Source organism: Salinimicrobium sp. CAU 1759, assembly GCF_054482715.1.
The window spans coordinates 1,623,519-1,641,132 of record NZ_JBTLRK010000001.1 but is presented as its reverse complement, the minus strand read 5'-3'; the positions used below and the strand labels follow the sequence as shown (position 1 = coordinate 1,641,132).

Sequence of the window (17,614 nt, the reverse complement as noted above, 5' to 3'; positions counted from 1 at the left end):
GCTCTAGGTTGTCACAGCGAATGCGGTCTAGATCTTTTTCGCTTCTTCCCAGTAGACATCCATTTCGGCCAGGGTCATATCTTTCAGGCTTTTGTTAAGCTCTTTTGCTTTGCCTTCCAGGTATTGAAAGCGTTTAATAAATTTCTTATTGGTTCGCTCCAGCGCATCTTCGGGATTTACCTTTAGAAATCGGGCATAGTTGATCATACTGAACATCACATCGCCGAATTCCTCTTCTATTTTCTGTTGATTATGGCTATCCACCTCATGCTGCAACTCTTCCAGCTCTTCCTTCAGCTTTTCAAACACCTGTTGCGGCTCCTCCCAGTCAAATCCCACTCCGGCGACCTTGTCCTGAATGCGACTAGCTTTTACCAGTGCCGGTAAGGAGGCAGGTACCCCCTCCAAAACGCTCTTTTTCCCCTCCTTTAATTTTAACTGTTCCCAGTTTCGCTTTACATCTTCTTCATTATCCACTTTCGTATCGCTGTAAATATGAGGATGACGACTGATCAATTTTTCACAGATCCCGTTGGCAACATCGGCAATATCAAAATCTCTAGTCTCGCTCCCTATCTTCGCGTAGAACACGATGTGCAATAAAAGATCTCCCAGTTCCTTTTTTACCTCCTGCAGGTCATTGTCCAGGATAGCATCACCCAGTTCGTAAGTTTCTTCGATGGTTAGATGCCGCAGACTTTCCAGAGTTTGCTTCCGGTCCCACGGGCACTGCTCCCGCAGTTCATCCATGATGGTTAGCAACCGGTCAAAGGCCTTGAGCTGTTCTTGTCGTGAATTCATTTAAAGATCTTTAAGAAAGGAAAGGTAAGTTTTACACAAAGAAAAAACCAACTGAAATCAGTTGGTTTTTTTGATTTTTTCAGAGGCTATTCTTCTTCGCCGCCGGTTTCTTTTGGAGCCTTTTCGGCTTCAGCAGTTTCTTCAGAAGCTTTTTCGTCGCTCTTGCTGAAATCTGTGTAACCTTTGCTTACCAAAAGGTTATACCACTGGATGATCTTTTTGATATCGCTTACATACACGCGATCCTCATCATAATCGGGAAGCACCTCGCTGAAGTATTCCTCCAGTTTTGCTTTGGATTCCTTGTGGCTAATAGCTTCTCCTCCATTTTCTTTTTCGTATATCTTCTGAAAAACCTCTCGTAAAGGAACTTCTTCGGTATAAGTATATATCGCGATCTCACTGAGCAGGCTCACGTTGTGACGCATGTTCACAGAGATCTTTTTTCCGTCTAACATAGATTCAGCTACAAAACCCCCACGGGTTTGAGCTTTAAGTTCATACAATCCCGGCTTACCAGAGATGGACAACACTTTATCTAACTTCATATTTTAAAATTTTAGGAAGGCAAATATCTTACCTCCTGCCTAGAAAACAAAACTAATTAACGGCCTTTTTTAAGTTCGGGAAACCTCATGCGGTAATCTACCTGGATCTTTCCTTTTGAAATATTGGAAAGCTTGGCTTTGATCAACCTCTTTTTGAGACTGCTAAGCTTATCGGTGAACAGTATCCCCTCAATATGATCGTATTCATGCTGAATTACACGCGCTGCAATTCCTTTGTATTCTTCCACGTGCTTGTTGAAATCCTCATCATAATATTCGATCTTGATCTCCGGCTTTCTGAATACATCCTCCCGAATGTCGGGAATGCTCAAACAGCCTTCATTAAAAGCCCACTCATCACCTGACTCTTCCACAATCTTAGCGTTGATGAATACTTTTTTAAGGCCTGCCAGTTCTTTTTTCTCTTCTTCAGAGAGTTCTTCATCTTCTGCAAATGGTGAGGTGTCGACCAGGAAGATCCTTATTGGCAATCCAACCTGTGGTGCGGCAAGACCCACTCCGTAAGCGCCATACATGGTCTCCCACATATTCTCAATCAACTCTTTCAGCTTCGGATAATCTTCCGAAATCTCTTTCGCTTTTTTTCTTAATACCGGATCTCCGTAGGCGGTTATTGGTAAAACCATATTCAATGTTTAATGTTTAAGGTCTAATCTCTGAGCCGGTTACATGACTCGTTCTTATCTCCTTCAGATAATCTGTCCAATGATCTTTGGGCGGTTCTTCTGGAAACAACAAAAATGGAAGTCAATTCCCTGGCTTCGGCAAGAACTTCTTCATAAGTTCCTTTCTTTAAAATATTTTCTTCCTCAAGAAATTCTATCCAAAAAATACATTCATCAGCCTCTTCTACAACAATACTTAAGTTGGATATAAATCCTCTTTTGGTCTGTCCCAAATTTGCTGCACGATAGTTTGCAGCTACAGAAGTAGAAGCTCGTATTAATTGCTTCTGCACATGCCACTCCAGAACTCCTTTAGATAAGGATAAAGCCAGCTTAACACAATTATGTGCAAATTTATTTGAACGTCTCTTGAGGTCTCTTTCCACTCCGCAGAATTAATTAATCCTTAATCACTAAACCTTAATCATTTATAAAGATAGCTCTGCAAAATGATCGTAGCACTTATTTCGTCCACAAGGGCTTTATTTTGCCGCTGTTTCTTTTTGAGTCCGCTGTCGATCATGGATTGGAATGCCATTTTGGAAGTAAAACGTTCGTCTACTCTTTCGAGCTTCATTTTCGGAAATATTTCACTGAACTTCTTAAGGAACTCCTGAATATTTACCTCGCTGCCGGAAGCGGTGTTGTCCATTTGTTTAGGTTCTCCCAATAGAACAAGTTCCACATTCTCCTCGGTAAAATATTTTTTCAGGAAAGGCATGAGTTCGGCGGTGGGAACTGTGGTAAGGCCGGAAGCTATTATCTGTAGCTCATCGGTAACCGCAATTCCGGTGCGTTTGGTGCCGTAATCTAATGCCAGTATTCTTCCCATTTATTGTCGGCAAAGATACTTTGAATAGTTGAGAATTGAAATTCTGCGGTAAATACCCGGTGGTTTAAGAGGAGATACCTTTTTTTTGTTTCTTTGCACCTCAAATCCGCATCATTATCTGATGAAATTTCTACCCCGAAGAAAATCCTCTTTAGTCATTTTAGGTGTCATTATTCTTTTGTTGTTACTGAATATTGGCAGCTATTTACACCTACTGTATTACGACCTCGAACCTGAAAGCTTTTTCTTTAGAAAATTAAATTTTGATTCTGAAAGAAACCTACCTACCATCTTTTCCGGAATTCTTCATTTTACAGCATCTTATTTGCTGGGGACTATTGCCATAAGCAGATTAACTATTAATAATAAAAAATGGTTTTGGGCGGTTCTATCGTTTTTATTTTTCTTCCTTGGAGTTGACGAGATACTCAGTATTCATGAAAAAGTTTCCGGTAATATTAAGGCACTCGAGGAAATGGGGACGTTTCTGTACAATTGGGTGGTAGTCTATAGCCTCGGGACTTTGATCCTTGCTACTGTAATCCTAAAACCTCTCTTGTCTCTTCCCCGCAGAATATACTATAGGTTTATACTGGCGGGAATTATTTTTATTTTTGGAGCTATTGTTCTGGAAAGTATTGCCGTTAATTTTGTTTTTCAACGGGAATTAGCTTCTGAAAACGTGACAACAGAACCTATTATATTTGTACTGGCTACATTTGAAGAACTTTTCGAAATGTTAGGTGTAGCTTTGTTCATAGACACACTTTTGTATTTCCTGGAGAAATATAAAAAGAGAGAAAACCATATTATTAAGCACAAGGATTAAATAATACGTACATGCAACATTTAAAAGAAATAATTGAAAAAGCCTGGGATGACAGGGAACTCCTTAATAAAACTGAAACTACAGATGCAATTCGTGAGGTCATCGACCTGCTTGACAGCGGAAAACTTCGCGTTGCCGAACCTACAGCCGATGGTTGGCAGGTGAATGAATGGGTAAAAAAGGGAGTTGTCCTTTATTTTCCTATTCAAAAAATGGAGACTTTGGAAGCCGGGATCTTTGAATATCATGATAAGATTCCGCTGAAAAAAGGCTATAAAGAAAGAGGAATAAGAGTAGTTCCAAATGCGGTAGCCAGACACGGATCCTATATTTCCAGCGGAGTGATCATGATGCCCAGCTATGTGAATATTGGAGCCTACGTTGATGAAGGCACAATGGTAGACACCTGGGCGACTGTTGGAAGCTGCGCCCAAATTGGGAAAAACGTGCACTTAAGCGGCGGAGTAGGAATTGGAGGAGTGCTCGAACCTTTACAGGCCGCACCAGTAATTATTGAGGATAATGCCTTCCTTGGTTCAAGAAGTATAGTAGTTGAAGGTGTAAAAGTTGAAAAGGAAGCCGTACTTGGAGCTAATGTAGTGCTAACGGCCTCGACCAAGATCATCGATGTGACGGGAGACGAGCCGGTAGAGATGAAAGGGATAGTTCCGGCACGTTCGGTGGTGATCCCGGGAAGCTACACCAAAAAATTCCCTGCAGGAGAATACCAGGTGCCATGCGCATTGATCATTGGAAAAAGAAAGGAAAGCACCGACAAAAAGACCTCTTTGAACAATGCTTTAAGAGAGCACAATGTAGCTGTGTAAATTTGTAAAAAAGGCTTCCTTAAAAAATTGAAAAACGTCATTCTGAATTTATTTCAGAATCTTTAAATTCTTATTTGAATTTTGATTAGAACTAGAAGTGCAGGATGACATTAATTAGAATTTGCAGGTAGTCTAACCCCAGGGGACATGAAGATACTCGTGATACAACAAAAAATGATAGGGGATGTACTAACGTCCTCTATCCTTTTTAGTGCCCTTAGACAAAAGTATCCCACAGCTAAGCTGGATTATCTTATTCACCGGCACACTGCAGCTGTAGTGGAGCATAATCCATTTATCGATGAACTTATTTTATTCGAACCAAAAGAGGATCAAAAACCTGCCGCTTTTTTCACCTTTTTGAAGAGCATACGAAATCAGGATTATGATGTGGTGATCGATGTTTATTCCAAAATAAATACCGCACTGATCACAAGATTTTCCGGGGCAAAAATCAGGATCTCTTACGACAAATGGTACACCAGGAAAGCCTATACCCACACCTTTAAAAACAAAAAGAAAAGCGAGACAAATGCTGGACTTGCCATAGAGAATCGGATGCAGCTCCTGCAGGCTTTGTCTTCTGATTTTCCTGTAGAGATCAAGCCTAAGATCTATTTGACTTCAGAAGAAAAAGAAGCAGCAAGGACACGATTGGAAGCTGATGGGATCTCCCTTGCGAAACCGCTTATTATGTGCGGGATCCTGGGAAGTTCAGCAGCAAAGACCTATCCACTGCCTTACATGGCACAGGTTTTGAATTTCATAGTCGAAAAAACAGGAGCTCAATTGTTGTTCAATTATATCCCTAAGCAGGTAGAAGAGGCCGGTAAGCTTTACGACCTGTGTAGTCCGGAAACTCAAAAGCACATCTTTTTTGACATTTTTGGAACCTCACTAAGAGATTTCATGGCAATAACATCTTATTGTGATGCCTTGATAGGAAACGAAGGCGGAGCAGTGAATATGGCTAAAGCACTGCAGGTACCAACATTTGCAATATTTTCACCGCAAATCAAAAAAGAGAACTGGAGCATCTATGAAGATGGCAGGGAAAATGTCTCTGTCCACCTTCGGGATTACAAACCGGCTGAACTTCAAGGACTTTCCACTTCAGAAATAACAAAAAAAGCTCCGGAATTCTATGAACTGCTGGCGCCAAATCTTATATTCGCGAAATTAAAATCGTTCCTTGAAACGGTGACAGCATATAAAATCGACAAATGAAAATAGTTATCCTGGCAGCAGGAATTGGTTCCAGACTCGGGAACCCATTTCCAAAGCCACTTACGCCCCTCAAAGACGGAAGAAGCATTATGGAAAGGCAGGTAGAAAGCCTTTCGGACATCTTTTCTGAACATGACATCAATATAGTGGTCGGCTTTAAAAAGGACCTCATCATGGAGCGTTTCCCCGACCTCACCTATATCTACAACCAATTCTTCGACTCCACAAACACTTCTAAAAGTCTGCTGAAGGCCTTGAAGAAGAACAGGAAAGAAGATGTACTTTGGCTTAATGGCGATGTTATCTTTGAACCTGAAATTTTTGAGATCCTGGAAGAGGAAATTGCCGCCGGAAATTCTTTTGTCTCGGTCAACACCAGTCGCGTAGCCGAAGAAGAGGTTAAATACACCCTCAAAAATGGCACAATTGAAGAGCTTTCCAAGACTGTAAAGAATGGTTTAGGAGAGGCTGTCGGAATAAATTACGTCTCCGCTAAGGATGTTCCTGTCTTGATCGAGCATCTTGAAAAATGTGACGACAATGACTACTTCGAACGCGGAATAGAAACTGCGATCCAGGAGGCAGGAATTAAAGTGAAAGCAGTGGATATTTCCCGCTACCGTTGTATAGAAGTGGATTTTGAGGAGGATCTTGAGACTGCAAACCTTATCTTTGAAGCATGAAATTCATCCTGTTCTGCCAAAATCCCTACGCCTTCGGAATAATGGAACCTATTATGCAGGTTCTAAAGCAGAATAATGATGAATATCTGTGGTTCCTCGCAGAAAGATTAAAAGGAAAATTCCCCTTTCCCGGAGAGCCCTATACTTATGATCTCGAGGAGCTGGTAGAATGGCAGAGTGACGCTATCCTGTGCCCGGGCAACGAAGTCCCACATTACCTTAGGGGAGTGAAAGTTCAGATCTTCCACGGACTTGCAGGTGAGAAAAAAGGACATTTTAGAATAAGACATTACTTCGATCTATACCTTACCCAGGGACCATATTTTACCCGAAAGTTTAGAAGGCTGAAGCGTCGCCACCGCAATTTTGAGGTCATGGAAACAGGTTGGCCGAAACTGGATATATATGCTCATGACTCTGCTAAATATGAAGCCGAAAAAGAAGCACTTTTAAAGGAACACAAGGCGGAAAAGCTCATTTTATACGCCCCTACTTTTTCTCCCTCCCTCACCTCTGCCCCGCACCTGCTAAATGAAATCAAGGAACTTGCAAAAGAGCAAGATTATCTTATTCAAATTAAGTTCCATGACCTAATGGCTCCGGACGTGGTGGCCCAATATCGCAAACTTGCCGGGGAGCATAAAAATATCCTCCTGGAGGAAGAGCCGAATATCATCAAGTTCCTGCTCATGGCCGATCTTATGATAAGCGACACCTCCTCTGTGGTCTACGAATTTTTATTGCTGGATAAGCCTGTGATCACCTACAAAAGCAGCTCTGAAGCTGTGGTCTGGGATAATGCTCCCAGCTACACCAACCTGGCCAGGAAAGTGAGACGCAACCTTGAACAGGATCCTTATAAGGAGGAGCGAAAAATAGTTATTGACGAATATCATCCTTACAATGACGGCCGCAGCGCAGAGAGGATGGTACAAGCTGTCAAAGATTATATTGAAGAACACGGGGTACCAAAAAGACGTAAATTACCCTTCCTTAGAAGGCGTAAAATGAACCGGATGTTCAGAAGAAAGAAGAACCGGAATTAACCTTTTTGACACCTAAGCCTTCCAGAACTTCAGCTTCTTTTTGATCTCTTTTTTCCGCTGAAATCCTTTCTGAAATTCTTCAGTGTAGTGCCACATTTTTTGAAACACCTCTTCTTCAGGTTTATGAATGAGCGGCGCATATTCAGAAGCCATTGTTTTCACCATCTCCTTTCTGGGTGTAAGTCGGGAGAAATTTTTCATCCGCTCTTCGAAATTCAGATCTTTAAAATTCATTCTATTCAGATCGACAAGAAAGAATTTGTAATTATCTCCAACTATCTGGATAAGCGTATTTCCAGGAGAATGGTCCAGGAACTCTATTCCCTTTTCATGCAGCTCGAATGTAAAGCGGGTAAATGCCCGTAAAATCTCTTCCCTCCCAGGATAATCAGATTGCTGGACGAGTTCGCGATAGGTTAGATCGTATTTCAAATGTTCGCTGATATAAAAGCTCCTTTTAAAAGCAGTTCCGGAAGTTTCTTCGGCATAGGCAATAGGACGCGGAGTTCCGATTCGTTTTTGCAATAGCTTTTGTGCGTAATTGAAAGATCTCTCGGCTTTGGATCTCCTAAAGAACCTGTAAGCGATCTTATTTACAGCATTCGGAACTTTGAAACTCTTGACGTTCACAGTTATTCCTGCCAGGTCGAACAACCTAATCTTATTCCTGGCTCCGCTACCCAATTGCTCCCCCCGCTCATTGAAATGCTCAAGGATTTCCCTGATCTCTTTTTCTGAACCTTTGAAATTTTCTGAAAGTACTAGTTTCATCAGTTCTTCAGATATTTATCAATTCCGGCTTCGCACCACTTCTTTTTTTCCCGGATAGTCTTTTCCTGGATCTCTGTATTGCGCTCCAGAAATTCCCTGGATTTCTCCACATGGTGAATGTGATAGACAATTCCGCCGTACCTCAACCTTTTTCCTTCCACTCCGGTGTTCAAAAGCCTTATCACATATTCGGAATCTTCTCTACCCCAGCCTTCCATGGTTTCATCATAGCCATTTACAGCTATGAAATCACTGCGCCAATAGGATAGATTACAGCCTCTGGTCTTGCCCGAAAATTCTGCTGAAGGTTTATATAATTTCTGAAATATCGGAATACGAATATTTCTGCTCTTATTCTTTATTTCACCGGACAATACTGAGAATTTTGCTGATTCCTTCTGAAGCACTTTTTCAACGGCCGAAGGCTTGATATTGACCCGGGAACCGAACAGAAATAAACCCTTTTTAGCACCTGATATATGATCCCTTACGAAATCGGGGTGCAAAATGCAATCGCCATCAATTTGCAGAATGTAATCCGCCTTGGTTCCTGCCACAGCCTGATTCAATACAGCCGATTTCCTAAAACCTTTATCCTCCTGCCAAAAATGGGAAACGGGAACCCGGCTTCTTTTCTTGAAGTTCTCAATCACAGTAGCTGTCTCTTCCCCCGAACCATCATCGGCTATTAGTATTTCATCGGGCAAGTGGGATTGATTCAAGACGCTATTAAGAACCTGCCGCAGTGCCTCAGGCCAATTATAGGTTGATATAAGAAGTGCTGTTTTCATTTAATGAACCAGATTCTTTTTGGAGTTTAATAATTCCCGGTATACCTCATAGGTGTTCTTACCCAAGTGCTCTGCAGTAAAAGAATTCTGAAATTTTTCAAAGGAACGCTCTCCGAACTTTTGAGCCAAATCAGGATTTTTGATAAAATCGGCCATACTTTCTGCAAGGGCTTCAGGATCTTCTGTCGGAACATAAAATCCGTTCTTCCCGTTTTCTATCACCTCCTCCACTACTCCGACTTTAGTAGAAATTACTGCCGTTTTCCTTGAAAATGCTTCCATGAGAGAAGAAGGACCTCCTTCCCGTTTAGAACTTATGACCAGGGCATCCAATTGCGGCATAAAGGAGACTGCATTGGGAACGAATCCAAAAAAGGTAAAATGAGAACCTATTTTGAGATCATCCACTGCTTTTTTAAATTCGGGAGTAAGTTTGGAAGGAGAACCTAATTGTACAATGTGAAAGTTCTCTTCTCCTTTTTTCATGAGAAGCTCAGTTGCTTTGATCAGTGTCATTAGATCTTTTGCCCGGGTATGGTTGGCGATGCTTCCAAAAAGTATCTTTCCTTCCTCTAATTCCAATTTTTCCCTGAGGCTGAATTCTGCTTCAACTGACTCCGGCGGAACTTTTATTCCATTATAAACCGTTACCATTTTACGGTGATTCTTTGGCTTAAGAACGGTTTTGAAGTTTTCCTTCACATATTCAGAAATGACTATGATGCGATCGATATTCCTGTAATTGTATTTGAACTTGCTCAGCGCACTGTTCTTTTCTCTTACCCCTTTTTTTGCGAAAACCGTAGGTACGCCAATGGGTTTTAGTAAATCGGTAACCACAAAACCGGTCACTGAATCACTGGTATGTAAATGAATAAGTTCGATCTTTTCCTTGACAATAACCTCTCTTAATTCTTTTCTATAAACTGCAGAATATGGTTTCACCCTTGCTATAGACCATATCTTTATAGGATGTGAAGCCGCTGCTTTTTCCAGAGGAGTGTTTCCATAACAAAAAAGAACCTGTTCCACTCCCAGCTTATCGAGCTCATCGATAAGATACATTAACTGCTGCTCATTACCACCCCAGCTGCGGGCACCCGAAACATGTAAAACTTTCATAGAATTTCGCGATCTTCAAAAACAAAGGTAAAGGTTTTCATCTGGAAGAAAATACTTCACTACTTCCCCATCCAAAAATGTTATTGTAAAAGCTCATTTTTGACACCCTCGCCTTTCCTGTTTTTCCAGAAGAGACGGTCTTTCTTTAAAATTAAACCAGTAATTTTGAGTCCTGTAAAAATCAGAAGCACCTGAGATTAAAAACCAGTTTTTTCAGGTTTTCAGAAGAATATTTAGAAGCAGCAAATTTCTGCATCAGAAAAAATAATGAAGATCCTACACCTTTCGGCAGCACAAAATTGGGGCGGCGGTGAAAACCACCTCGAAAATCTATGTTTTGAGCTGAAGGAGGATGTGAAAAATGCGGTCTTTTGTGTAAGAGGCGGAATGCTTCACCAACGCCTGCAGGGTCGTGATCTTAATGTGATCACTGCACCGCTGGCAAATAAAATGGATCCGCGTTTCGTGCTAAAGCTCGCTTACCTGTGTAAAAAGCAAAAATTTGACCTGCTTCATCTCCACGACAGTACTGCGCTCACTCTGGCTGTAATGGCCGATCATTTTGCCGCGCTACCGCCTTTCATACTGAGTAAAAAGACCTCATTTCCCATTCGGCCGAGACGGCAAACGCTCTTTAAGTACAATTATCAAAAGATCAAGAAGATCCTGTGTGTTTCTGAGGCTACTAAGGAGATAAGCACTCAAACCATTAACTGTGGGGGCAGACTTGAAGTAGTTTATCATGGAACACGTTTAGATAACAAAGCCGAAAAATCCTCTTTTTGGATAAGGAGTAAATTTGACCTTCCGGAAGGTGCTGTCATCATTGGGAATATTGCCAACCATATCGAGGCCAAGCATCTTGAAACCTTTATTTACACTGCAGATTACCTTATAAACCAGAAAAATCAGAAGCAGCTTTATTTTGTGCAAATAGGAAATTTCAGCCGTAGAACTGAAGACCTTAAAAAGCTTGTAAAGGAGCTGGATCTCGAGGATCATATCCTATTCACCGGATATATTCCTGAAGCTTCAGCTTTGATCCCGCAGTTCGACGTCACGCTCCTTACTTCAGAAAACGAGGGAATTCCGCAGGTGATCTACGAATCCTTCTATTACAATGTGCCGGTGGTGAGTACTAATGTCGGTGGAATTCCTGAAGTAATAGAAGATAATGTGAACGGCCTCTTAAGCAATCCTTATGATCATATGAGCTTGGGCGAAAACCTGTTGTTTTTGCTTGAAAATCCGCAGGTAATCCCGAACTTTGCAAAAATTTCCAGGGAAAAATTATTTCAAAACTTCACGAGCAAGATCATGGCCGGGAAGACACTGGAGATCTATAAAACAGCACTAAATGGGAGATTACACTGAAGAAATCAACAATGCCTACAACGTTTTTAAAAGAGGCGGAATAATCCTCTATCCTACCGATACGGTTTGGGGAATTGGGTGTGACGCCACCAATGCAGACGCCATAGACAAGATCTTCGCCTTAAAGAAAAGAAGTGAGGAGAAAGCATTGATCTGCCTGGTATCTGATTTTAAGATGCTTAACCAGTATGTGGAAGATGTACCGGAAGTAGCTTATGACATTTTGAAATATGCTGCCAAGCCTACTACCATTGTATATGACCAGCCCATACGCGTAGCTGAAAATTTAGTAGGTGCAGATAACACCCTCGGAATTAGAGTTACCAAGGATAAATTTTGTCAGCAGCTTATCCGAAAATTAAAGAGGCCTTTAGTTTCAACTTCAGCTAATTTGAGTGGACAGCCAACCCCTGAAACTTTTGCGCAAATAAGCAAGGAAATTTTAGAAGGTGTAGACTATGTGGTAAATTTGCACCAGGCCATTAAAACGCCAAAACCTTCGGCTATCATTAAGCTTAGCAACGACGGAAAGGTGCAGGTGATTAGGAAATGATTTCAAATAAAATGGCCACGACTAAAGGACCTCACAGGTTTCCAAAACCTGTGAGGTCTAAAAGCAGATCCAATAAGAATAATTAGTGAATTCGTAGCCAGGAAAGAAAAGTATAGAAGTGAACAACTACAAACAGGCACTAACAAACAATATTTTTAAGGTAATCTCTCTTGCCTCTGAGGAACTTGACCTGGAGAGTTATGTCATTGGTGGTTTTGTAAGAGATTATATCCTGCAGCGGGGAGAACATAAAGACATTGATATAGTTGCAGTGGGTAGCGGGATCGAACTTGCACAAAAGGTTTCAGATCTTCTTCCGCATAAACCCAAAGTTCAGATCTTTAAGAACTACGGAACCGCCATGTTGCGTGCTTATGATATGGAAGTGGAATTCGTTGGTGCCCGTAAAGAAAGTTATTCTGAAGAAAGCAGAAATCCTGAAGTGGAGCAAGGTTCTCTTGAAGATGACCAGAATCGCAGAGACTTCACCATAAATGCCCTGGCGCTGAGCTTAAATGAAGATACATACGGCGACCTGCTGGACCCGTTCAACGGTTTACAGGATCTAAGCGCCGGAGTTATCCGCACTCCCCTGGACCCCGATATAACTTACTCCGATGATCCTTTGCGAATGCTGAGAGCAGTGAGATTTGCTTCGCAATTACAATTCAGGATCGAGAAAGATTCTTTGCAGGCTATCATTCGCAACAGGAGCCGACTTAAGATCATTTCGAAGGAAAGGATTGTGGATGAACTCCACAAGATCCTCCTTTCGCCAAAACCATCGGTAGGATTCAGCCTGCTTCATAAAACCGGACTATTAAGGTTGATCCTTCCGGAGTTGACAGCGCTTGAGGGAATTGATGAAATAGAAGGTCAGCGTCACAAGGACAACTTCTGGCATACTCTGGAAGTTGTAGACAATATTTCAGGAAATACAGATGATCTCTGGCTTCGCTGGGCAGCACTTCTCCACGATATTGGAAAAGCTCCTACTAAAAAGTTTGATGAGAACCTGGGATGGACCTTTCACGGCCACGAATTTGTAGGCTCAAAAATGGTTTTTAAACTCTTTAAGAGATTGCGAATGCCATTGAATGAAAAGATGAAGTTCGTACAAAAGATGGTGTACATGAGCTCCAGACCTATTGTTCTGTCTCAGGATGTCACAGATTCGGCTGTACGCAGACTCATTTTTGATGCAGGTGAAGATATTGAAGATCTTATGACCTTATGTGAAGCCGATATCACCACAAAGAACCCCCGTCGATTCAGAAAGTATCACAACAATTTCAAGGTCGTAAGGCAAAAGATAAAAGAAGTTGAAGAGCGGGACCACGTGCGGAATTTCCAGCCACCGGTTTCCGGAGAAGAGATCATGGAGACTTTCAATCTTAAACCTTCCAGGGAGATCGGGATCATAAAAGACGCTATTAAAGAAGCTATTTTAGAGGGGGAGATTCCAAATGATTATGATGCTGCCAAAGCGTATATGCTTCAAAAAGGAAAAGAAATAGGTTTATCCCCTCAATAATTTATGCTTTACCTTGACATTCACCCCCATGAGAGAAAAAGACAATAAGAAAGTAGTTTACTGGCTGTTTACCGGATGTTTCTTGATTTTTATAATGGTTGTAGTGGGAGGAATCACCCGCCTTACCAACTCCGGACTTTCAATTTCAGATTATAAACTGATCACAGGGACCATTCCTCCGTTAACAGAGGAGCAATGGGTAGAGGAATTCGAATTCTACAAGCAATTTCCCGAGTATCAAAAACTGCATTACCATTTCACTCTTGAAGATTTTAAAGGAATATATTTTTGGGAATGGATCCACAGGGTAATTGGCCGCTTAATAGGTCTGGTCTTTATTATTCCTTTCCTGTATTTCCTAATTACCAAACAGCTTACAAAACAAACAATTTACAAATCGGTCGTACTTCTCATTCTCGGAGGTTTTCAGGGCTTCCTGGGCTGGTATATGGTCAAAAGTGGACTGGTAGATATGCCGGCAGTTAGCCATTACAGGCTGGCAGCCCATTTAACCACTGCTTTTGTCACCTTCGCCTATTGTTTCTGGGTGGCCATGGACCTTATTTATCCCAAGAAAAAGGCGATAAATAAGAGCTTCAGAAATCTCATTTGGGTGGGAATGATCGTCCTGATGTTACAGATCATTTGGGGAGCCTTTGTAGCCGGACTTGATGCCGGGTGGATACATAATTTCTGGCCCTTGATGACCGGCGGGGAATGGATTCATGAAACCGTATATATCGAACAAAAACCACTGTGGCGAAACTTCATTGAAGGAAAGAGCGGCGTGCAGTTCGTTCACCGGTATATGGCCTATGTGGTTGTAGCAATAATACTATACATCTGGTACAGATCAAGAAATTTGAAACTTACCCTTCCGCAGCAAAGAGGAATTCAATGGCTGGTAGGGCTCGTATTTTTGCAGTTCCTTTTAGGCGTACTCACCCTTATTTACGCAGTACCTTTGTGGCTGGGCGTTGCACACCAAATAGGAGCATTTTTCCTGCTCACGGCCATGACTTTCACCCTGCATAGATTTAGTCGCTAGATTTAATTTCTCATCTAAAAACGTATCTTTGCACTCCAAATTTTTGACTTATGCTGTATAGATTTAGAATTATCCTTGATGCCGAAGAAGATGTGTTTCGTGACATAGAAATTATGGGCGATAACACGCTTGAAGATTTACATAATACCATCCTTCAATCCTTTGGGTTTGACGGCACCGAGATGGCTTCTTTCTATATTAGTGATGATGAATGGAACCAGGGGGAAGAGATTTCCCAGTTTGACGTGACCGAAGGTACAGGCTCTGTTCGGCTTATGAATGAAACCACTCTTGATGATGTAGTTTCTGAAGAGCAGACCAAACTTATCTATGTTTATGATTTTCTCAGCATGTGGACCTTTCTTGTGGAGCTGGCCGAGATCGCAGAACCCGATCCTCAAATGGATTACCCAAACCTGCTGTTCGTTCACGGACAATTGCCTACAGCAGCTCCCGAAAAGGAGTTCCAGGCCGAAGACGATGATTTAAGCCTCGACTACGACGACGATTTTGATGTAGACGATTACGACGATCTTTCTTTCGACGAGAACTGGAACTAGTTCAAATTTCCCTATTTTTCAGCCTTTATTAATCCGGTAACTTAACCGCACTTTTTCAATATGATCAACTTATATAACGCTCACATTGACTCTCTTTCTATTCACAGGGTTGGTAACAAAAGCCGAAATGAGAACATTTTTCTTTCTGCCCAGCCATTCCACCTGAATGATGAGATCACACCTCTTATAAAAGAGTATTTCCTAAAGCCTTTCAGAGACAAAGAGGAAAATTATTTCCAATTCGCCAATGAGGTGGATGTGGAATTCAACCCGTTATTTGAGATCGCATGTAAGATCTTTGACGCTCCTCAAACCATTCACGAGCAATCAAAGAAGATCACAACTTTACTTTTTGAACAGTCGTCACACCCGCACATTAAAAGCGGGGAAGTCTATGTGGTCTATTTCGATAACATGATGCTCGACAATGAAAAGACCACTGCTATCGGAATTTTCAAATCTGAATTAAAGCACGATTTCCTGCAGTTCCAGGAGAAAGAGAGCATTCTGGAAATGATCATTCAGCAGGGAATAAACCTGAATAAACTGGACAAAGGAGCCATTATCTTCAATAAGAACAGGGAGGAAGGTTTTAAGATCCTTTCTGTAGATTCAAACAAGTACGACACCAAATACTGGCTGGAGAATTTCCTTGGAGTTGATGTTCTGGCCGATGAGAATTTCCACACCAAAAAATACCTGAAATTCTGCCAGAACTTCGCCAAAGACGTTGTACTTCCTGCGGAAGACAAAAAGGAAGAAGTGATGTTCATGAACCGAAGTGTTGATTATTTTGCAAAAAATGATGCTTTTGAAGAAAGTGCTTTCCTGAATTCGGTTATTGACAATCCGGCCCTCGTCCCTGAATTCCAGAATTACAAAACCGAAAAAGCACCAAAATATAAGATCGAGGACCTTACCAGTTTCCCAATCTCCAACACTGCAGTAACTGCCGCAAGAAAGTCGATCAAGAACACGATAAATCTCGATACAAATATCCAGATCAAGATGGACTTCATTAATCCTGAATCAGCCGAAAAATTTGTTGAAAAAGGCTGGGATGAAGAAAGACAGATGTACTATTACCTGGTGTATTTTAATAAGGAGCAGAAAAGCTAAAAAAGAGCCAGGACCGCTTCGCTACAAGAAACAAGAGCCAAGACTAAAAAAAGAAAGGGTCTCAAAAATGACATTTTTGACACCCTTTCTCTTTTATTATTCCTTAATCATTAGACCTTAATCCTTTAAATCAGTCTTTTCATATTCACATCCTCATAATTCCTCTTCACGAAATCCAGGGCTGTTCTAAGGATCTGCCCCATTGAGCGGGCTCTTTTGAATTTCATATCATTAGAGAATTCGTAAAGCTCCTTCCGGAGTTGCTTCACGTTAGGTTCGTTGGAGATCTGGTCGTTGAGAATACAGCGCATCAATTCCTTATATCGCGACTGAGCGTTGATGATCCTTTTTGCCAGTAGAGAACGTTCTTCCCTCCTGTACTGCTCAATAGATGACTCCTGGAGCTTTTCACTCACCAGTTGCACCATTTTAAAGTTTTCCTTGAAGAACTGCGGCCGATACACTTTCAAATTTCCTTCAAAACATTGCTGATCAAAGTCAATAGCACGAATCTGATATTCTACATGATCAAAATCGTGCGTGGGAATGATCACATAATTATAGGAACGCATGTCGCCCAACAGCCTGATCGTGCACCGCTCGTTAAATTTCACGAATTGCTTTGCGATCTGAGTTTTAGCCCTGTCATCACAAAGCGGCAGTTCATCATCAATGAAGACATCCCCGGGAATTCCGGCGATATGCTCTTCAATTAATGTATCTCTATAAACCAGGAAATTGATCCTGTGCGGGGAAAGAATATGTTCAAATTCAAGTCCGTAGATCCTGGATGCATCGGCTTTCTTTACATAGAAATACGTAAAACTATCGTTCAGGATATTCCTGATCTTAATGCGGAAAGGCTTTGAATTTCCGAAGGTACAGTAGTCAATAGCATCGACATTCAGGAACTCCAGGGAATCATCACTACCATCAGAATGCAGGATCGTATAGACCTTTTTAAGACTGTTGTCAATATCATCCCTTTCATAATCGGGATAATAACAACGAACCCAGTAAGTATCCTCCTCATGCTGATCATATACCACGATCGAGCCCGAAAACCTTAAAAGATCATCATAAAAAACCGGGATTTTGGTGTTGCGATTGTACTTGGCGAGATATTTATGGAACCGGTCATTCACCGGAAAGGATGGTTTCTTTTTTGACATTAATTTTTCCCGCATACCCTGATTTTCCTCAAAAATAAGACTTCTTTTTATTTCGGCCTGTAACAAAACGTTAACTTAGGCGTCGAATGTT

General features: G+C 41.5%; 20 protein-coding genes. 11 read left to right on the top strand and 9 right to left on the bottom strand.

The features are described from left to right. Positions 1 to 27: 27 nt before the first annotated feature. The 5 genes from mazG to ruvX form a co-directional block, all read right to left on the bottom strand. Entirely contained in the window at positions 28 to 801 is a 774-nt protein-coding gene (gene mazG, locus ACXYMT_RS07365) for a nucleoside triphosphate pyrophosphohydrolase (protein WP_459058436.1), read from the bottom strand. A gap of 86 nt (positions 802 to 887) precedes the next feature. Next, complete coding sequence (locus ACXYMT_RS07360; protein ID WP_459058435.1) at positions 888 to 1,349, bottom strand: DUF5606 family protein; 462 nt, start codon at positions 1,347 to 1,349, stop codon at positions 888 to 890. 56 nt (positions 1,350 to 1,405) lie between these two features. After that, the gene (gene def / locus ACXYMT_RS07355; RefSeq protein ID WP_459058434.1) at positions 1,406 to 1,996 is read right to left on the bottom strand and encodes a peptide deformylase; all 591 of its coding nucleotides are present in this window, start codon (positions 1,994 to 1,996) and stop codon (positions 1,406 to 1,408) included. Between the two features lie 23 nt (positions 1,997 to 2,019). After that, complete coding sequence (locus ACXYMT_RS07350; protein ID WP_459058433.1) at positions 2,020 to 2,421, bottom strand: four helix bundle protein; 402 nt, start codon at positions 2,419 to 2,421, stop codon at positions 2,020 to 2,022. A 38-nt stretch (positions 2,422 to 2,459) separates the two neighbouring features. Beyond that, positions 2,460 to 2,867 (bottom strand): Holliday junction resolvase RuvX, encoded by a 408-nt coding sequence (gene ruvX / locus ACXYMT_RS07345; protein WP_459058432.1) that lies wholly within the window; start codon positions 2,865 to 2,867, stop codon positions 2,460 to 2,462. 121 nt (positions 2,868 to 2,988) lie between these two features. On the opposite strand from ruvX, the gene ACXYMT_RS07340 reads away from it, so the two are divergent. The 5 genes from ACXYMT_RS07340 (at position 2,989) to ACXYMT_RS07320 (ending at position 7,479) form a co-directional block, all read left to right on the top strand. After that, the gene (locus ACXYMT_RS07340) at positions 2,989 to 3,696 is read left to right on the top strand and encodes a hypothetical protein (RefSeq protein WP_459058431.1); all 708 of its coding nucleotides are present in this window, start codon (positions 2,989 to 2,991) and stop codon (positions 3,694 to 3,696) included. An 11-nt stretch (positions 3,697 to 3,707) separates the two neighbouring features. Beyond that, entirely contained in the window at positions 3,708 to 4,523 is an 816-nt protein-coding gene (locus ACXYMT_RS07335; protein ID WP_459058430.1) for a 2,3,4,5-tetrahydropyridine-2,6-dicarboxylate N-succinyltransferase, read from the top strand. Between the two features lie 147 nt (positions 4,524 to 4,670). Next, positions 4,671 to 5,750: a glycosyltransferase family 9 protein gene (locus ACXYMT_RS07330; RefSeq protein WP_459058429.1), complete on the top strand. Its 1,080-nt coding sequence runs from the start codon at positions 4,671 to 4,673 to the stop codon at positions 5,748 to 5,750. Beyond that, on the top strand, positions 5,747 to 6,433 hold the full coding sequence (locus tag ACXYMT_RS07325; protein WP_459058428.1) for a phosphocholine cytidylyltransferase family protein: 687 nt from the start codon (positions 5,747 to 5,749) through the stop codon (positions 6,431 to 6,433). Before ACXYMT_RS07330 ends, ACXYMT_RS07325 begins: the two co-directional genes overlap by 4 nt. Further along, positions 6,430 to 7,479 carry a CDP-glycerol glycerophosphotransferase family protein gene (locus ACXYMT_RS07320; RefSeq protein ID WP_459058427.1) on the top strand — a complete coding sequence of 350 codons (1,050 nt, stop codon included), beginning with the start codon at positions 6,430 to 6,432 and terminating at the stop codon, positions 7,477 to 7,479. The genes ACXYMT_RS07325 and ACXYMT_RS07320 overlap by 4 nt, the downstream gene beginning before the upstream one ends. Positions 7,480 to 7,491: 12 nt before the next feature. Here the strand turns inward: ACXYMT_RS07320 and ACXYMT_RS07315 are convergent, their stop codons facing one another. Genes ACXYMT_RS07315 through ACXYMT_RS07305 form a run of 3 tightly spaced genes read right to left on the bottom strand, consistent with a single transcriptional unit; the run spans position 7,492 to position 10,163 of the window. After that, the gene (locus ACXYMT_RS07315; RefSeq protein WP_459058426.1) at positions 7,492 to 8,250 is read right to left on the bottom strand and encodes a lipopolysaccharide kinase InaA family protein; all 759 of its coding nucleotides are present in this window, start codon (positions 8,248 to 8,250) and stop codon (positions 7,492 to 7,494) included. Then, positions 8,250 to 9,041 carry a glycosyltransferase family 2 protein gene (locus ACXYMT_RS07310; RefSeq protein WP_459058425.1) on the bottom strand — a complete coding sequence of 264 codons (792 nt, stop codon included), beginning with the start codon at positions 9,039 to 9,041 and terminating at the stop codon, positions 8,250 to 8,252. The genes ACXYMT_RS07315 and ACXYMT_RS07310 overlap by 1 nt, the downstream gene beginning before the upstream one ends. Beyond that, entirely contained in the window at positions 9,042 to 10,163 is a 1,122-nt protein-coding gene (locus ACXYMT_RS07305) for a glycosyltransferase family 4 protein (RefSeq protein ID WP_459058424.1), read from the bottom strand. A gap of 267 nt (positions 10,164 to 10,430) precedes the next feature. On the opposite strand from ACXYMT_RS07305, the gene ACXYMT_RS07300 reads away from it, so the two are divergent. The 6 genes from ACXYMT_RS07300 to ACXYMT_RS07275 all read left to right on the top strand — a co-directional run bounded on the left by ACXYMT_RS07300 (position 10,431) and on the right by ACXYMT_RS07275 (position 16,351). Next, positions 10,431 to 11,537 (top strand): glycosyltransferase family 4 protein, encoded by a 1,107-nt coding sequence (locus ACXYMT_RS07300; RefSeq protein WP_459058423.1) that lies wholly within the window; start codon positions 10,431 to 10,433, stop codon positions 11,535 to 11,537. Next, positions 11,521 to 12,090 carry an L-threonylcarbamoyladenylate synthase gene (locus ACXYMT_RS07295; RefSeq protein ID WP_459058422.1) on the top strand — a complete coding sequence of 190 codons (570 nt, stop codon included), beginning with the start codon at positions 11,521 to 11,523 and terminating at the stop codon, positions 12,088 to 12,090. Before ACXYMT_RS07300 ends, ACXYMT_RS07295 begins: the two co-directional genes overlap by 17 nt. Positions 12,091 to 12,202: 112 nt before the next feature. Next, the gene (locus ACXYMT_RS07290; RefSeq protein ID WP_459059157.1) at positions 12,203 to 13,624 is read left to right on the top strand and encodes a CCA tRNA nucleotidyltransferase; all 1,422 of its coding nucleotides are present in this window, start codon (positions 12,203 to 12,205) and stop codon (positions 13,622 to 13,624) included. 28 nt (positions 13,625 to 13,652) lie between these two features. Continuing rightward, the gene (locus ACXYMT_RS07285; RefSeq protein ID WP_459058421.1) at positions 13,653 to 14,672 is read left to right on the top strand and encodes a COX15/CtaA family protein; all 1,020 of its coding nucleotides are present in this window, start codon (positions 13,653 to 13,655) and stop codon (positions 14,670 to 14,672) included. A gap of 50 nt (positions 14,673 to 14,722) precedes the next feature. Beyond that, positions 14,723 to 15,232 (top strand): IS1096 element passenger TnpR family protein, encoded by a 510-nt coding sequence (locus tag ACXYMT_RS07280; RefSeq protein ID WP_459058420.1) that lies wholly within the window; start codon positions 14,723 to 14,725, stop codon positions 15,230 to 15,232. A gap of 60 nt (positions 15,233 to 15,292) precedes the next feature. After that, positions 15,293 to 16,351, top strand: a complete 1,059-nt coding sequence (locus ACXYMT_RS07275; protein ID WP_459058419.1) for a nucleoid-associated protein — start codon at positions 15,293 to 15,295, stop codon at positions 16,349 to 16,351. Positions 16,352 to 16,476: 125 nt separating this feature from the next. On the opposite strand, the gene ACXYMT_RS07270 is transcribed toward ACXYMT_RS07275, so the two are convergent. Continuing rightward, on the bottom strand, positions 16,477 to 17,538 hold the full coding sequence (locus tag ACXYMT_RS07270) for a hypothetical protein (RefSeq protein WP_324721394.1): 1,062 nt from the start codon (positions 17,536 to 17,538) through the stop codon (positions 16,477 to 16,479). Positions 17,539 to 17,614 lie beyond the last annotated feature (76 nt).

Bases quoted from the DNA above. Each gene is read 5' to 3' on its own strand.
- mazG (WP_459058436.1), bottom strand. From the start codon at position 801: ATGAATTCACGACAAGAACAGCTCAAGGCCTTTGACCGGTTGCTAACC.
- ACXYMT_RS07360 (WP_459058435.1), bottom strand. From the start codon at position 1,349: ATGAAGTTAGATAAAGTGTTGTCCATCTCTGGTAAGCCGGGATTGTAT.
- def (WP_459058434.1), bottom strand. From the start codon at position 1,996: ATGGTTTTACCAATAACCGCCTACGGAGATCCGGTATTAAGAAAAAAA.
- ruvX (WP_459058432.1), bottom strand. From the start codon at position 2,867: ATGGGAAGAATACTGGCATTAGATTACGGCACCAAACGCACCGGAATT.
- ACXYMT_RS07340 (WP_459058431.1), top strand. From the start codon at position 2,989: ATGAAATTTCTACCCCGAAGAAAATCCTCTTTAGTCATTTTAGGTGTC.
- ACXYMT_RS07335 (WP_459058430.1), top strand. From the start codon at position 3,708: ATGCAACATTTAAAAGAAATAATTGAAAAAGCCTGGGATGACAGGGAA.
- ACXYMT_RS07330 (WP_459058429.1), top strand. From the start codon at position 4,671: ATGAAGATACTCGTGATACAACAAAAAATGATAGGGGATGTACTAACG.
- ACXYMT_RS07325 (WP_459058428.1), top strand. From the start codon at position 5,747: ATGAAAATAGTTATCCTGGCAGCAGGAATTGGTTCCAGACTCGGGAAC.
- ACXYMT_RS07320 (WP_459058427.1), top strand. From the start codon at position 6,430: ATGAAATTCATCCTGTTCTGCCAAAATCCCTACGCCTTCGGAATAATG.
- ACXYMT_RS07315 (WP_459058426.1), bottom strand. From the start codon at position 8,250: ATGAAACTAGTACTTTCAGAAAATTTCAAAGGTTCAGAAAAAGAGATC.
- ACXYMT_RS07310 (WP_459058425.1), bottom strand. From the start codon at position 9,041: ATGAAAACAGCACTTCTTATATCAACCTATAATTGGCCTGAGGCACTG.
- ACXYMT_RS07305 (WP_459058424.1), bottom strand. From the start codon at position 10,163: ATGAAAGTTTTACATGTTTCGGGTGCCCGCAGCTGGGGTGGTAATGAG.
- ACXYMT_RS07300 (WP_459058423.1), top strand. From the start codon at position 10,431: ATGAAGATCCTACACCTTTCGGCAGCACAAAATTGGGGCGGCGGTGAA.
- ACXYMT_RS07295 (WP_459058422.1), top strand. From the start codon at position 11,521: ATGGGAGATTACACTGAAGAAATCAACAATGCCTACAACGTTTTTAAA.
- ACXYMT_RS07285 (WP_459058421.1), top strand. From the start codon at position 13,653: ATGAGAGAAAAAGACAATAAGAAAGTAGTTTACTGGCTGTTTACCGGA.
- ACXYMT_RS07280 (WP_459058420.1), top strand. From the start codon at position 14,723: ATGCTGTATAGATTTAGAATTATCCTTGATGCCGAAGAAGATGTGTTT.
- ACXYMT_RS07275 (WP_459058419.1), top strand. From the start codon at position 15,293: ATGATCAACTTATATAACGCTCACATTGACTCTCTTTCTATTCACAGG.
- ACXYMT_RS07270 (WP_324721394.1), bottom strand. From the start codon at position 17,538: ATGCGGGAAAAATTAATGTCAAAAAAGAAACCATCCTTTCCGGTGAAT.